Genomic DNA, 630 nt, shown 5'->3' on the forward strand with positions numbered 1-630 from the left:
GCCTATGACCGACCGTATGGTGAGTTCTAACGACCCGCCCCGCGCCGAACGCGTCGAGGTGATCACCTCCGTCCAGCGGCGTCGGCATTGGACCACGCAGGAGAAGGTGCGCCTCGTCGAGGAGACCTATCTGCCCGGTCAGTCCGTCTCGCTCGTCGCCCGCCGCCACGGGCTGAACGCCAACCAGCTGTTCACGTGGCGTCGGCTGATGGAGCGCGGCGCGTTCACGGCCGCCGGTGCCGGTGAAGAGGTGGTGCCAGCCTCCGAGCTGCGGGCTGCCCAGCAGCAGATCCGCGAACTGCAGCGGCTCCTGGGCAAGAAGACGCTCGAGACCGAGATCCTGCGCGAGGCGATGGAGCGGGTCGTCGCCCCCAAAAAGTTGCCCTCGCGCGTGACCTCGTGGCCGGAGGACGGCCGGTGAGCGCTGTGGCCGCAGCTTTGAGCGTGTCACGCCCGCACCTCGCCTCGTCCAGGCAGGCCTCCCCCGCCTGGAAGCCCAGGGGCCGACGCGGCCGTCCGCCTGCACCCGACGCCGCGTTGCTCGGCGCGATCCAGGCGCTCATCGCCGATCTGCCGACCTACGGCTATCGGCGCGTCCATGCCCTTCTGCGCCGGCAGGCCGAGCGGGAC

1 protein-coding gene is annotated in these 630 nt (G+C 70.8%); it reads left to right on the plus strand.

The window, feature by feature from the left end; translation table 11 throughout:
- Nucleotides 1–421, plus strand: a 421-nt coding sequence (locus NS334_RS17250) for a transposase (protein WP_153002840.1), incomplete at its 5' end; no start/stop codon positions are given.
- Nucleotides 422–630: the final 209 nt, after the last annotated feature.

This window comes from Sphingomonas endophytica, from assembly GCF_001476895.1.
GTDB lineage: Bacteria > Pseudomonadota > Alphaproteobacteria > Sphingomonadales > Sphingomonadaceae > Sphingomonas > Sphingomonas endophytica_A.